Genomic DNA, 14,277 nt, shown 5'->3' on the forward strand with positions numbered 1-14,277 from the left:
CGCGCCCCGGGCGCGCCAACGCGGCCCGGAGCGCCGCGGCCCGCGCTCACCGCCGCCCGTCCGCGCCGCCGGGCAGGAGGTCGGCGAGCAGTTCGGCGAGGTGGCGGGGCCGGGCGGAGGTCCCCGCCTCGATCTGCGTGCGGCAGGAGAAGCCGTCGGCGAGCACGGCCGTGCCGGGCCCGGCGGCCTCGACGGCGGGCCACACGCCCTGCTCGGCGATCTTGGTGGAGTCCTCGTAGTGGCCGTGTTCGAACCCGAAGTCGCCGGCGAGTCCGCAGCAGCCGACGTCGAGGGTCTCCACGTCCACGCCCGCGCGGGACAGGACGCGCTCGTCGGCGCCGAACCCCATGACGGCGTGCTGGTGGCAGTGCGGCTGCGCGATCGCCCGGACCTTCGGGGTGCCGAGCCCGGCGACGGTGTCGTGCGCCGCGAGGGGCGAGGCGCCGCCGGCCTCCTGCTGGCGCTCGTCGAGCAGCTCGGCCAGCGTGCGGGTCTGGTCGCGGAGCCGCTTGACGTCGTCCGCCGCGGCGTCGCGCTCCATCAGCTCGGGCGCGTCGGCGCGGAACACGGCGGTGCAGGACGGCTCCAGCCCGATGACCGGGACGCCCTCGCGCAGCCGGGGCGCGAGCGCGCGGACGGTGCGGCGCAGCACGCGGGCGGCGGTGCCGAGCTGTCCGGTGGAGATCCACGTCAGCCCGCAGCACAGCGCGACGGGCGGGACCTCGACCCGGTACCCGGACGCCTCCAGGACGCGCACCGCGGCCCTGCCGATGCGGGGGTGGAAGTTGTTGGTGAACGTGTCGGGCCACAGCACGACCCGCCGGTCGCCCGTCCTCTCCGGCGCCGGGCGGCGCTTGAACCAGTCGGTGAACCGCTCGGGCGCGAACTCGGGGATGTCGCGCTGGGGGGCGATGCCGCCGATCCGCTTGGCGGCGCCGCTCAGGCCGGGCAGGTGCAGGGCGGTGTTGGCGGCGCCGGGCGCGAACGCGGCGAGCCGCGCCCACAGCGGCAGCCAGCCCATCGTGTAGTGCGCGGCCGGGCGGACGCGGCCCTTGTAGTGGTGGGCGAGGAACTCGGCCTTGTAGGTGGCCATGTCCACGTTGACGGGGCAGTCGCTGCGGCAGCCCTTGCAGGCCAGGCACAGGTCGAGGGCGTCGTGGACGTCCTTGGACCGCCACCCGTCGGTGATGACGGCGGCGCCGCCCGGCCCCGGCACCGACGGGTCCGGCACGCCGTCGCCCCGCCCCTCGCCGCCGGGCATCCCCCGCATCATCTCCATCAGGATGCGGGCGCGGCCGCGGGTGGAGTGCTCCTCCTCCCCCGTCGCCCGGTAGCTCGGGCACATGACGCCGCCGGAGGACGCGCGGCACTTGCCGATGCCGACGCAGCGGGCGGCGGCGTGGGTGAACCGGTGGTGGTCGTCGGGGAAGGCGAAGTGCGTCCGCGGCTCGGCCGGGTCGTAGGCGAGGTGGTCGAGGTCGTCGTCCAGCCGGTACGGGTGGACGATCTTGCCGGGGTTCATCCGGTTCCCCGGGTCGAAGACCGCCTTGAACCGCTCGAACAGCCGGATCACCTCGTCCCCGAACATGATCGGCAGCAGCTCCGCGCGGGACTGGCCGTCGCCGTGCTCGCCCGACAGCGACCCGCCGTAGTCGGCGACCATGCGGGCGGCGCGCTCGATGAACCGGCGGTAGTTCCCGGCGCCGCTCTCGTCCTCCAGGTCGAACGGGATGCGGGTGTGCACGCAGCCCTGCCCGAAGTGCCCGTAGAGGGAGACCGGCCCGTAGCCGAACTCGCGGATGAGGGCGCGGAAGTCGCGCAGGTAGTCGCCGAGCCGCTCGGGCGGGACGGCGGCGTCCTCCCAGCCCTCGTGGGTGTCGGGGCGGCCGGGCGGGTAGGCGGTGGCGCCGAGCCCGGCCTCGCGGACCTGCCAGAGCAGCTCCTCCTCGTCCGGGTCGCGGACGAAGGTGTGCCGCGGCGGGTTCGGCCCGTTCTCCATGTGCGCGATGAGCGCGCGGGCGCGCCCGTCGGCCTCGTCCTTGCTGTCGCCGCCGAACCGGATCATGAGCCAGCCGGCGCCGTCCGGCATGTCCCGGACGACGCGCGGCCCGGCGAGGTGGTGCTGCTTGGCGAGGTCGAGGAGCCGCTCGTCCATGCCCTCCAGGGCGAGGGGCTTGAACGGCAGGATGCGCTGCACGGCGTCGCCCGCGTCCGGGATGTCGTCGTAGCCGAGGACGGCGAGCGACTGGTACGCGGGCACGGGGACGAGCTCGATCTCGGCGTGCAGGACGGTGACGAGCGTGGACTCCGACCCGACGAGGGCGCGCGCGACGTCGAAGTTCTTCTCCGGCAGCAGCGAGTCGAGGTTGTAGCCGGACACGCGGCGCGGGATGTCGGGGTAGCGGGTGCGGATCAGCTCCATGCCGTCGTCGCGCAGCGCGCGCAGCGCCCGGTAGATCTCCGCGCGGCGCCCGCCGCCGGCGAGGATCCGCTCGTACTCCTCGTCGGAGGTCTCCCCCACCCACATGCGCACGCCGTCGTAGGTGAGCACCTCCAGCCGGACGACGGAGTCGACCATCTTCCCGTACGCCTGCGCGGACGCGCCGCACGAGTTGTTGCCGATCATCCCGCCGATCGTGCAGGTGTCGTGCGTGGACGGTTTCGGCCCGACCATGAGTCCGTGCCCGGACAGCTCCTCGTTCAGGTCGTCCAGGCACGCGCCGGGCTCCACGACGGCGCGGCGCGCGCCGGCGTCGAGGGAGACCAGGCTCCGGCAGTACTTCGACCAGTCGATCACGACGGCGGTGTTGACGCACTGCCCGGCGAGGCTCGTCCCGCCGCCGCGCGACAGGACCGGGACGCCGTGCTCGGCGCAGACGCGGACGGCCTCGGCGCCGGCCTCGACGCCGCGCGGCACCACCACCCCGATGGGGGGCTGCTGGTAGTTGGACGAGTCGTGCGCGTAGGCGGCGCGCGATCCGGGGTCGAACCGGACCTCGCCGTCCACCCGCGCGGCGAGCGCGCGGCGCAGCGCCTCCCGCTCGTCCCGCCCCTGCCCGGTCCGCCTTCCGCCCTGCCTGGTGTCGTCAGCCGAAATCGCCATGACCGAACGCATACCCGCGGATGGGCTCTCAATACGGTGCGGGCGCGCCGGCGAGGCGGCTCGCGGCCTCCAGCAGCTGGGCGTGCACGAACGCCTGCGGGATGTTGCCGCGCAGCTGCCGCTGCCGCACGTCGTACTCCTCGGAGAACAGCCCGCTGGTCGCGCTGCCGGACCGGGTCCGCTCGAAGGTGCCGAGCGCGCGGGCGGTCTCGCCCCGCCGGTGCTCGGCGAGGGCGAGGAAGAACCCGCACAGGGTGAAGGACCCCTCGGCGACGCCGAGGGGCTCGCCGCCGACCCGGTACCGGTAGACGAAGCCCTCCTGGACGAGTTCGGCGCGGACGGCCTCGAGCGTCGCGACGCTGCGCGGGTCGTCGGCGGGCAGGGCGCCGCGCAGCGGCGGGATGAGCAGCGCGGCGTCGACGCGGTCGTCGTCGGCGGCGCGCTTCCACCGGCCGCCGCCGGTGAGCGCCGTCCGGGCGGTCTCGGCGAGGACGGCGTCGGCGAGGGAGTTCCAGGAGGCGGACTCGGCGGGGCCGCCGAGGACGCGGGCGGCCCGCCGGAGCCCGGCGACGCAGATCAGCCGGGAGTGGGTCCAGAGCCGGTCCTCGGTCTCCCAGATGCCGGCGCCGGGGTCGCCCCAGCGGCGGCCGATCACGTCGGCGGCGACGCGGGCGGCCTCGCGGGCGGCGGGCTCGGCGCGGTCGTGCTCGGCGGCGGTGGCGAGCAGCAGCAGCGACTCGCCGAGGGCGTCGAGCTGCCACTGCCCGCTCGCCCGGTTGCCGGTGACGACGCGGGCGCCTGGGTAGCCGGGCAGGGCGCCGTCCCGCTGCTCCGGCACGGGGTCGCCGGCGACGGTGTAGGCGGGCCGGAGCCGGCCGCGGTCGGCCAGGATGCGGGCGGTCGCGAAGCCGGCGGCGCCGCGCAGCAGCTCCGGCGGGCCGCCGTGCGCGGCCACGGCCTGGCCGGCGAGGCACTGGTCGCGGATCCAGGCGTAGCGGTAGTCGAAGTTGCGGCCCTCGTCGGCGCGTTCGGGCAGCGAGGTGGTCGCCGCGGCGGCCATCCCGCCCGCCCGGCTGGTCAGCCCGGTCAGCACCGCGTAGGACAGCCGGGCGTCGCGGGGCGCGATGGTGTCGTCGCAGGAGGGGACGGCCTTCCGCCAGTCGTGCTCGGTGGCCTCCCAGAGGGCGTCGGCGTCCAGCGCCGGCCCCGGTTCGGCGGCGCCCTCCTCGGCGAGCTCCAGCACCAGGTCGCGGGATTCGCCCTCGCCGAGGTCGAAGGTCGCGGCGAGGAGGGCGCCGCCGTCCGGGCCCTCCCGCACGACGGCCTCGTCGGCGCCGCGCCAGCGGATCCGGGCGCCGCCGCTGCGGGCCGTCCAGTCGGGGTCGTGGTGGTGCGCGCCGCGCATCCGCGCGCCGCCGGCGCGCACGTCCAGCAGGGCGCGCAGCCGGGCGCGGCCGCGCACCGCCCGGCAGCGGCGCAGCAGGACGGCGCGGTCGCGCCGGGCGGGGCGGGCGAGCGCCTCGCGGCACTCGACGATGGATCCGCCGCCCGTCACCCACCGGCTGTGCCAGATGAGCCCGCGGTCCTCGTAGTAGCCGCCCCAGACGAACCGCTCGCAGACGGGACGGACGAGGTAGCCGCCCGGCCCGCCGAGCAGGCTCGCGAAGGCGGGGGGCGACTCCCAGTGCGGGAAGCACATCCAGGCGTACTCGCCGTGCGGGCCGACGAGCACGCCGCGCTCGCCGTCGGCGACGAAGGCGTAGTCGCGCAGGGCCTTCGGCGTGGCGGACGGGGTTCCCGGGTCGGTCGCCATGCCGTCCCAGTACCCGCGGACCGGCCGATGATCCGAGCCCCCCGATAATAAGTTCTGTCTTGACAAATCTATTTGTCGGTAGCCATCATGGGGGCATGCTGGACGTGACGGTGATCGAGGACGCGGAGGCGGCGGCCGCCTCCCTGGACCCCATGCGGGCGCGGCTGCTGGCCGAGCTGGGCGAGCCGATGTCGGCCGCGGCCCTCGCCGCGCGGGTGGGGCTGCCCCGGCAGAAGGTCAACTACCACCTGCGGACGCTGGAGCGCCACGGCCTCGTCGAGCTGGTCGGCGAGCGCCGCAAGGGCAACATGACCGAGCGGCTGATGCGGGCGACGGCGGCGTCCTACGTCATCTCCCCGCTGGCGCTGGCGACGCTGCAGCCCGACCCCGACCGGCACCGCGACACGCTGTCGGCGCGCTGGCTGCTGGCGCTCGCGGCGCGGCTGGTCCGTGACGTGGGGGCGCTGATCACCGGGGCGGCGCGGGCCGACAAGCGGCTCGCCACCTACGCGCTCGACGGGGAGGTCGTGTTCGCCTCGGCGGCGGACCGGGCCGCGTTCGTCGAGGAGCTGACCGCCGGGGTGGGCGCGCTCGTCCGCAAGTACCACGACGGGTCGGCGGCGGGCGGGCGGGCGCACCGCGTCGTCATCGCCGTCCACCCGTCCCTGAAGAGCGGGCCCGCGGCGCCGCCGGCCGGCCGACCGGACGCCCAAGGGCAGATCGACGGCTGAGAGGCGAGGAGAGGAACCATGGGCAGGGAATTCGAGATCGTCCGCGAATACGAGACCGAGGCCTCCCCCGAGCAGGTGTGGGAGGCCGTCACCACCGGCACCGCCGCGTGGCTGTGGCCGATGGAGTTCGAGCCGCGCGAGGGCGGCGCGGCCGGCGGCATCGGCGTCGTCACCGCCTGGGACCCGCCGCACCGGCTGACCAGCCGCGCCGAGGACCCGGACGGCCTCGGCGGCATGCCGCAGACGCTGAACGTCCTGGACCACCTGATCGAGCCGCGCGAGGGCGGCGCCTGGGTCCGGTACGTGCACAGCGGCATCTTCACCGGCGACTGGGACGACCAGTACGACGGCGCGAGCCGGCACACCGACTTCTACCTGCACACGCTGCGCCAGTACCTGGCGCACTTCACCGGGCGCCGGGCCGTCCACTCCGACGTCCAGGGCCCCGAGGCGTCCATGCGGAAGGGCTCGTTCGCGGCGGCCGTGAAGGCGCTCGGGCTGGACGGCGCCACCGAGGGCGACACGGTCCGGGTGGACCTGCCCGGCACCGGCCCGGCCGACGCGGTGCTCGACTACCGCACCGAGCACTTCGCGGGGCTGCGCACCGGCGACGCGATGTACCGGATCTTCGGCCGGGACGCGTGGGGCGGGCCGGTCGGGATCGCGCTGCACCGGTTCGCGCCGGACGCCGCCGCGTCCGCCGAGCGGGCGCGCGAGGCCTGGCAGGAGTGGCTGGACGGCGTCTACGCCTGACCCGCGGAGCGCGGCGCCCGCACGGGACCCCCGTGCGGGCGCCTCCGTGCGGGGGGCTCCGTGCGGGGGCTCAGCCCGCGCGCTCCCGGACGAGGGTGGCGAGGTTCATGCGGGCGAGGCCGCGCAGGCCGGGCCGCTGCGCCAGCCACGCGACGGCGATGACGGCGAGCGCCGACCAGGCGAACGTGGCGGGCCTGATCTCGGTGTGGAAGGACATCAGGTCGCTGTTGAACGCGCCGAGGAACGCGCCGGTGGCCAGCCGCCCGAGGACCAGGCCGGGGATCGCGCCCGCCGCCACCACGAGGAGGTTCTCGGCGGTGACGAGGCGGCCGAGGCGGCGCCGGCCGACGCCGGCGGCGCGCAGGGTGGCCAGTTCGGTGCCGCGCTCGGCGAGGTTCACCGACAGGGTGGCGAACAGGACGGTGAACGCCAGCAGCCCGCCGAACGCGAGCATGATCGCCACGAACACGTAGAACAGGTTCATGTACTCGTCCATCGTCTTCTTCACCGCCCGCGCGTCGGTGTAGGCGACGACGCCGGGGTGGGCGGCGAGGGCGTGCTCGACGGCGGCGCGGTCGGCGCCGGGGTCGAACGTGACGAGCACGGTGTCCGGCTGGGTGTCCGGCGCCCACGCGGCGACCTGCCCGAGGGTGGCGTAGGCGTAGGTGCCGAGCGGCTCGTCCACGAACCCGGCGATCGTCGTGGTGGCGGTGCGGCCCCCGGCGAGGCGCAGGCCGACGCGGTCGCCGACGTCCACGCCGAGCCGCTCGCGCAGGGCGGCGCCGACCAGCGCGCCGCGCTCGGGGAGGGCCCGCTCGCCGCCGCCGGGGGTGAGGAACCGGTGCATCCGGGTCCCGGCGGGGAGCCCGACGACGGTGGTGGAGTAGCCCCTGCCCCCGGCGGTGATCGTGACGGGCACGTGCGCGGACGGCTCGGCCGCCCGCACGCCGCCGGTCGCCGCCAGCGCCGTGAGCTCGGAGCCGGCGAGCGGGCGCCCGAGGGCCAGCTCGGCGTCCTGCCGCTGGATCCGGTCGAACTGCCGGGACACGGTGGCCTGCGAGGAGTCGAGCATCCCCCAGGACACCAGGATCAGCACGAGGGCGAGGACGACGCCCGCCATGGTGTAAAGGGTCCGGCGGAACTGGCGGGTGGGGCCGCGCAGCACCAGCCACGCCCCGGCGGGGAGCCGTCCGGCGGCGGGCACCGCGCGCTCCAGCCGGGCGAGCGGCCCCGCTCCCCCGGTCGCCGGGACGGTGCCGCGCATCGCCTCGGCGGGCGGGACGCGGGCCGCCGACACGGCGGGCGCGAGCGCGGCGAGCGCCCCGGCGACGACCCCGAACGCCAGCCCGGCGAGCACGGTCGACGCGCGCACCGACACCAGCGTCTCCGGCAGCCCGATCGCCTCCCCGTACAGCCGCGTCACGCTGCCGGCGAGCAGCAGCCCGGCGGCGACGCCGAGCACCGACCCGGCGAGCCCGACCGCGATCCCCGTCATCAGGTAGTGGACGACGAGGGTGCGGCGGCCGAACCCGGAGGCGCGCAGCGTGCCGATGACGACGCGGTCGCGGGCGACGCGGCGGGTCAGCACGACGTAGACGGCGACGCCCGCGGCGGCGAGGAACAGCAGCGGGAACATCACGGCCAGCTCGGAGAAGCCCTTGATGTCCTCGGCGAGGGTGGCGTTGGAGGGCTGCTCGGCCCGGGTGATCGCGGCGCCGGCGCCGTGCCGGCGGGCGGCGGAGGTGAGGGCCGCGTCCAGGCCGGCGGCGTGCTCGCGCCCTCCGGCGGTGTAGTAGACGGCGGCCTGGTTCGGCGCCGCCGCCCCGGCGACCTGCCGGGCGAGCGGTTCGGGGACGAACAGGACGCCGAACGAGCCGGGCGCGGGCAGCACGTTCTGGCGGCTGGGCGCGGGCCACAGGTACTCGGGCGAGGACGCGGTGCCGCGCACCGAGAGCGTCCGCCACGCGTGGCCGTCCCACACCGACACCCCGTCGCCCGGCTCCAGCTTCGCGTGGTCGGCGAGGTGCTTCTCGGCGAGGACGCCCTGCGGCGCGGACGGGTCGAGGTAGGCGCCGTCGAGGACCTTCACCCGGTTCACGCCGGGCTGCGCCCCCGCGGGCAGCCCGACGACGCGGCCGACGAGGGTCGCGCCGCCCGGCATGCGCAGCGGCACGTCCGCGACGGTGCGGACGGCGACGGCCTCCACCCCGGGTCGCGCCGCCGCCTCCTTCGCGATCGCGGCGGTGTCGCCGCCGGTCAGGGTCAGGTCCGCGAACCGGTACTGGTGGAACAGCGCCTGGTAGCCGGAGTCGAGGTTCTTGTAGGCGTCGTAGGACGCGCCGAACAGCGCGACGCCGAGCATCACGAGCACCACCACCGACACCAGCTGCGCGGGGCGGCGCCGCAGATCGCGGCGGAGCTTGACGTTGAGGACGCTCCCCCTGCCGCTCACCCTGCCGCTCACCAGGTCACCTCGTCGGCGTCCGCGGGAGCGGGGTTCACGGTGACCTCGACGACCCGGCCGGACCGCATCCGCACCACGCGGTGCGCGATGGCGGCGATCGCGGCGTTGTGGGTGACGACCAGGACCGTCCGGCCCTCGCGGTTGAGGTCCTGCAGGACGCGCAGGACGCCGCGGCCGGTCTCCAGGTCGAGGGCGCCGGTCGGCTCGTCGCACAGCAGCAGCGCCGGGTCCTTGGCGATGGCGCGGGCGATCGCGACCCGCTGCTGCTCGCCGCCCGACAGCTGCGCCGGGAAGTGGCCGCCGCGCTCGGCGAGCCCGACGGCGGCCAGCGCCGCCCGCGACCGCTCCCGGTCGCCGCGGCCGGTCAGCTCCGCGACCAGCCGGACGTTCTCCAGCGCGGTCAGCGACGGGACGAGGTTGAAGAACTGGAACACGAACCCGACGGTGTCGCGCCGGTAGGCGGTGCGGGCGTCCTCGCCGAGCCCGGAGATGTCGCGGCCGCCGGCGGTCACCTCGCCCTCGGTGGCGGGCTCGATCCCGCCGATCAGGTTGAGCAGGGTCGTCTTGCCGGACCCGGACGGGCCGAGCAGGACGACGAACTCGCCCCGCGGCACCTCCAGGTCCACCCCGCGCAGCGCGTGGACCCGGGCGTGCCCGGTCCCGTAGGTCTTGCCGGCCCCGCGCAGCAGGACCGCCGCCGGGACGCCGTCTCCCGCGCCGCGCGGGTCCGGTGCCGGGTCGTCCAGGCGGGCGGACGCCCGCTCACCGCCGTGTCTCGTCATCGCCGTCTCCTTCGCCTGCCTGCCCGGGCGGGGGGCCGGCCGGGCGCAGCAGGGCGGCCAGCCCCGCCGTCGCGTCGCCGGCCTCGGTGCCCGGGTCGATCAGCACGTGCATGAGCAGCCCGTCCAGCAGGGCGGCGAACACCACCGCCAGGCCGCGCGGGTCGGCGTCGGGGCGCAGCAGCCCCGCCGCCTGGTTCTCGGCGAGGCGGGCGGCGAGCAGGTCGCGGAACATCCGGATCTGCCGCTCGGTCTCGGCGCGCAGCTCGGCGTCGCGGAGGCCGTGCGTCATCGCCTCGACCATCACCCGCTGCCCGGCGGTGCCGGGGCCGCGGTCCACGAGCTCGCGGACGGCGTCGGCGACGCCGGTGAGGGCGTCGCCGGCGCGCAGGATCGCCTCCACGGGGCCTTCCAGCTCCTTCTCGACCGCGTGCATGACCGCGGCCCGCCGCAGGGCGTCCACCGACCCGAAGTAGTAGTGCACGAGCGCGTTGTTGGCCCGCGCCCGCTCGGCCACCGCCCGCGACGTCACCGCCGCCCAGCCGCCCTCGGCCATCACCGCGACGGCCGCCTCCAGCAGCCGGATCCGGGTCGGCACCGCGCCGTCCGCCATCGCTCCCCCGCCTCTTGGTCACTTGCTTTAAGCAACTGACCAATACAGTACGCCTCGACCTTTGCACCCTGCAACAGTGCAGGTGGGAGGGGTGCGGAAACGCGAACGTCCCCGTGCCGGGATCCGGCACGGGGACGTGGGGCGGGTGTCGCTCAGGCGTCCCGGCGTTTGAGCAGGAACGCGGCGAGGGCGAGGAGCGCGACCGTCCAGAGGGCGAACACGCCGTAGCCCTGCCAGGGCGACAGCAGGTCGTCCGGCCCCTGGTGGGCCTTGGCGATCAGGGTGCCCGCCTCGGACGGCAGGTAGGCGTGGACGTGGTCGCCGATGCTGCCGGGCAGCAGCATGGCGAGCGGCGCCAGCACCAGCACGAACCCGATGACGCCGGTGATGCCGCCGGCGGTGTGCCGCACGATCGCGCCGATCGCGAGCGCGAACAGCCCGAGCATCGCCAGGTAGAGGCCGCCGCCGATGACCGCGCGCAGCACGCCCGGGTCGCCGAGGGAGACCTCCATCCGGTCGCCGACGAGGCTCGCGCCGATGAAGAACGAGGCGAAGGACACCGCGACGCCGAGGACCAGCACGACCAGCCCGAACACCAGGGCCTTGGCCCACAGCATCGGCAGCCGGCGCGGCACGGCGAGCAGGCTGGCGCGGATCATGCCGGTGGAGTACTCCGAGGCGATCACCAGCACGCCGAGGACGCAGACGGTCAGCTGGCTGAGGAAGAACCCGCTGCCGAGGATGAAGCTGACCGGGTCGGCGGCGACCTGCGCGCGGTCGCCGGGGTCGGTGTTGTCCCACTGCGACACCGTCAGGCCGACGAACAGGGCGGTGAAGCCGAGGTCGAGGACGACCAGCAGGATCAGCGACCACAGCGTGGAGCGGACCGTGCGGATCTTCGTCCACTCCGACAGCAGCAGCCGGGCGAAGCCGGGGCGGGCGAACTCGGGCGGGCCGGCGGCGGGCCCGGCGGCGGTGGTGGGCGCGGTCATCGGGGGTCCCCCTCCTGGCTCGGGACGGGCCCGGGCAGGGCTCCGGGCACGGCGTCCGGGACCGCGCCGGGCGCGGCGCCGGCGGCCGTGCCGTACTCGACGCTGTCGCGGGTCAGTTCCATGAACGCCGCCTCCAGGGAGCCGCGGCTCGGGGTCAGCTCGTGCAGGACGATCCCCGCCGCGGCGGCCAGCTCGCCGACCCGGGGCGCCTCCATGTGGGTGACGGTGATCAGGCCGTCGCCGCCCGGGGCGACCTTGCCGCCCTCGGCGGAGACGACGCCCGCCAGCCGCTCGGCCTCGGGACTGCGCACCGTGACCGTCTTCTCGGTGCTGCGCTCGATGAACTCCTCGGTGGAGCAGTCGGCGATCAGCCGGCCGCGGCCGATGACGATGAGGTGCTCGGCGGTGACGGCCATCTCGTTCATCAGATGGCTGGAGACGAACACCGTCCGGCCCTCGGCGGCGAGCCGCTGCATGAGGGTGCGGATCCACACGATGCCCTCGGGGTCGAGGCCGTTGACGGGCTCGTCCAGGATCAGCACCGAGGGGTCGCCGAGCAGGGCGGCGGCGATGCCGAGCCGCTGGCCCATGCCGAGGGAGAACCCGCCGGCCCGCTTGCGGGCGGGGCCGGTGAGCCCGACCAGGTCGACGACCTCGTCGACGCGCTTCTTGCCGATGCCCTGCGTCTGCGCCAGGCACAGCAGGTGGTTGTAGGCGCTCCGGCCGGTGTGCACGGCCCGCGCCTCCAGCAGCGCGCCGACGACGCGCAGCGGGGCGGTCAGGTCGCGGTAATGGCGGCCGTGGATGCGGGCGTCGCCGCGGTCGGGCCGGTCCAGGCCGAGCAGCAGCCGCATCGTGGTCGACTTCCCGGCCCCGTTCGGGCCGAGGAACCCGGTCACCCGGCCGGGCAGGACGGTGAACGACAGGTCGTCCACCGCGGTCTTGTCGCCGTAGCGTTTGCTGAGGTTCTCCGCCTCGATCATGCGCACTTCCCGGGGCCGGTCGGCGTGTTCTCCGTGATCGTGATCACACTAGCGCGCCCGGCGCGGTGCCCCGCTCCTCCCCGCTGAGGAGGCACCTCCGACCTGGGTAGGGGACGGCCCGCTCGGTAGGATCGCCGGCATGTCCGACACCTCAGCGGCCCTCCCGGCACACGCCTCCGGCACCTTCACCATCGGCGAGCACACCGTCCACCGCCTCGGCTACGGCGCGATGCGGCTGACCGGCCCGGGAACCTGGGGCCCGCCCCGCGACCGCGCGGAGGCGGTCCGGGTGCTGCGCCGCGCCGTGGAGCTCGGCGTGGACTTCATCGACACCGCCGACTCCTACGGCCCCTTCGTCAGCGAGGAGATCATCCGGGAGGCGCTGCACCCCTACCCGGAGGGGCTGCTGATCGGGACCAAGGCCGGGTTCGTGCGGACCGGGCCGGACGCGTGGCACATGCTCGGCCGCCCCGCCTACCTGCGCCAGCAGGTCGAGATGGCGCTGCGGCGCCTCGGCGTGGAGCGGATCGGGCTGTTCCAGCTGCACCGGGTCGACCCGCAGGTCCCGCTCGCCGACCAGGTCGGGGAGCTGGCCGCCCTGCGCGACGAGGGGAAGATCGCCTCGATCGGCCTGTCGGAGGTCGGGGTGAAGGAGATCGAGGAGGCCCGCCGGGTCACCGCGATCGCCACCGTGCAGAACCGCTACAACCTGGCCGACCGCAACTACGAGGACGTCCTGGACCACTGCGCGGCCGAGGGCATCGGCTTCATCCCCTGGTTCCCGATCAAGGCGGGCAAGCTGGCGCGGCCGGGCGGCCCGGTCGACGAGATCGCCGCCGCGACGGGCGCCACCCCCGCCCAGGTCAGCCTGGCGTGGCTGCTGGCGCGCTCCCCGGTCGTGCTGCCGATCCCGGGCACGTCCACGGTCGCGCATCTGGAGGAGAACACGGCCGCGGCCGGGGTCGAGCTGAGCGCCGAGCAGGTCGCCGCGCTGACCGCCGTCGGCTCCTGACCCGCGCGGACGCCGCCGCGCGGGGGGCGGCCAAGGCTTATTGACCGTCCGTCAATAGTTGCGCGAGGATGGGGGCGAGGATCCGACCGCCGGGAGGCCCGCCTTGCCCGCCACACCCCCGATCCCCGCACCCGACCGGCCGGCGGAGCGGCTCGCCGACCGCGACGTCCTGCGCACGCTGGCCGCCGAGCCGCTCGTCGGCCTCGCCGCCGGGCGGGCGCTGCTGATGCAGCTCGCCCACCCGGGCGTGGCCCGCGGCGTCGCCGAGCACAGCGACTTCGCCGACCGCCCCCTCGCCCGCCTGTTCGGCACCCTGGACTTCCTCCTCGTCACCACGTTCGGGACGCCGGAGCAGGTCGCGCGGATCGCCGCGAAGGTCCGCGGCATCCACACGATGGTCCGCGGCGAGGGCTACTCCGGCAACGACCCGGACCTGCAGATGTGGGTCAACGCCACGCTCATCGACTCGGCCCTGTACATCCACGAGACGCTGATGCGGCCCCGCGACACCGACCCCGAGGAGTACTACCGGCAGGCCCGCATCGTCGCCGAGGTCCTCGGCTGCCCGCTGGAGGCGCAGCCGCCCGACCTGGCCGCGTTCCGCGCCTACATGGACGAGACCCTCGCCGGGCTGGAGGTCACCGACGCGGGCCGCGAGGTCGCGAACGCCGTCCTGTGGCCGCGCAAGCTGCGCGCGCTGTTCCCCGCCCTCGCCGTGTTCCGGCTGATCACCGCCGCGCTGCTGCCCGAGCGACTGCGCGAGGAGTACGGGCTGAAGTGGACGCCGGGCCGCCGCCGCGCCGCCGGGCTGCTGCTGTGGAGCGCGTCGGCCGGCCACCGCGTGACGCCCCGGTTCCTGCGGCGCCCGCCGCAGCCGCTCCTCGTCCGGCTGGCGACCCACCGCGTCGACCGCACCCTGTCCGCGCGCCGCGCCCGCCGCCGCACCGACCACCCCTGACCCACCCCGCCGCCCCGCCCCCGGATGCGTTGATCTGCGGCGTGTTGTTGTTTTCAGCGCGCTCATAACAACAACA

At 75.6% G+C, this 14,277-nt stretch carries 11 protein-coding genes; 4 read left to right on the forward strand and 7 right to left on the reverse strand.

All coding sequences use genetic code 11. The annotated features are described in order from the left end of the window. Window positions 1–46: 46 nt before the first annotated feature. The gene (locus ABFX46_RS18470) at window positions 47–3,103 is read right to left on the reverse strand and encodes an FAD-binding and (Fe-S)-binding domain-containing protein (RefSeq protein ID WP_346043621.1); all 3,057 of its coding nucleotides are present in this window, start codon (window positions 3,101–3,103) and stop codon (window positions 47–49) included. A gap of 28 nt (window positions 3,104–3,131) precedes the next feature. Beyond that, window positions 3,132–4,916 carry a glycoside hydrolase family 15 protein gene (locus tag ABFX46_RS18475; protein ID WP_346043623.1) on the reverse strand — a complete coding sequence of 595 codons (1,785 nt, stop codon included), beginning with the start codon at window positions 4,914–4,916 and terminating at the stop codon, window positions 3,132–3,134. Window positions 4,917–5,011: 95 nt separating this feature from the next. Between ABFX46_RS18475 and ABFX46_RS18480 the strand changes: the two genes are divergently transcribed. Both ABFX46_RS18480 and ABFX46_RS18485 read left to right on the forward strand, forming a co-directional pair. Then, entirely contained in the window at window positions 5,012–5,647 is a 636-nt protein-coding gene (locus ABFX46_RS18480) for an ArsR/SmtB family transcription factor (RefSeq protein ID WP_346043624.1), read from the forward strand. An 18-nt stretch (window positions 5,648–5,665) separates the two neighbouring features. Then, window positions 5,666–6,400 (forward strand): SRPBCC family protein, encoded by a 735-nt coding sequence (locus ABFX46_RS18485; RefSeq protein WP_346043626.1) that lies wholly within the window; start codon window positions 5,666–5,668, stop codon window positions 6,398–6,400. A gap of 70 nt (window positions 6,401–6,470) precedes the next feature. On the opposite strand, the gene ABFX46_RS18490 is transcribed toward ABFX46_RS18485, so the two are convergent. From ABFX46_RS18490 to ABFX46_RS18510, 5 genes are all read right to left on the reverse strand, one after another. Next, on the reverse strand, window positions 6,471–8,864 hold the full coding sequence (locus ABFX46_RS18490; RefSeq protein WP_346043628.1) for an FtsX-like permease family protein: 2,394 nt from the start codon (window positions 8,862–8,864) through the stop codon (window positions 6,471–6,473). Then, entirely contained in the window at window positions 8,861–9,646 is a 786-nt protein-coding gene (locus tag ABFX46_RS18495; protein WP_346043630.1) for an ABC transporter ATP-binding protein, read from the reverse strand. Before ABFX46_RS18495 ends, ABFX46_RS18490 begins: the two co-directional genes overlap by 4 nt. Continuing rightward, complete coding sequence (locus ABFX46_RS18500; protein WP_346043632.1) at window positions 9,627–10,256, reverse strand: TetR/AcrR family transcriptional regulator; 630 nt, start codon at window positions 10,254–10,256, stop codon at window positions 9,627–9,629. The genes ABFX46_RS18495 and ABFX46_RS18500 overlap by 20 nt, the downstream gene beginning before the upstream one ends. A gap of 152 nt (window positions 10,257–10,408) precedes the next feature. Then, window positions 10,409–11,248, reverse strand: coding sequence for an ABC transporter permease (locus ABFX46_RS18505; RefSeq protein ID WP_346043633.1), 840 nt, complete (start codon window positions 11,246–11,248; stop codon window positions 10,409–10,411). Beyond that, on the reverse strand, window positions 11,245–12,231 hold the full coding sequence (locus ABFX46_RS18510) for an ABC transporter ATP-binding protein (RefSeq protein WP_346043635.1): 987 nt from the start codon (window positions 12,229–12,231) through the stop codon (window positions 11,245–11,247). The genes ABFX46_RS18505 and ABFX46_RS18510 overlap by 4 nt, the downstream gene beginning before the upstream one ends. A 139-nt stretch (window positions 12,232–12,370) precedes the next feature. Here ABFX46_RS18510 and ABFX46_RS18515 point away from each other — a divergent pair, with 139 nt between their 5' ends. Then, on the forward strand, window positions 12,371–13,243 hold the full coding sequence (locus ABFX46_RS18515; RefSeq protein ID WP_346043637.1) for an aldo/keto reductase: 873 nt from the start codon (window positions 12,371–12,373) through the stop codon (window positions 13,241–13,243). Window positions 13,244–13,346: 103 nt separating this feature from the next. After that, window positions 13,347–14,201, forward strand: a complete 855-nt coding sequence (locus ABFX46_RS18520) for an oxygenase MpaB family protein (protein ID WP_346043638.1) — start codon at window positions 13,347–13,349, stop codon at window positions 14,199–14,201. The last annotated feature ends 76 nt before the right edge of the window (window positions 14,202–14,277 follow it).

It is taken from the genome of Actinomadura chokoriensis (assembly GCF_039529475.1).
GTDB classification, from domain to species: domain Bacteria; phylum Actinomycetota; class Actinomycetes; order Streptosporangiales; family Streptosporangiaceae; genus Spirillospora; species Spirillospora bangladeshensis.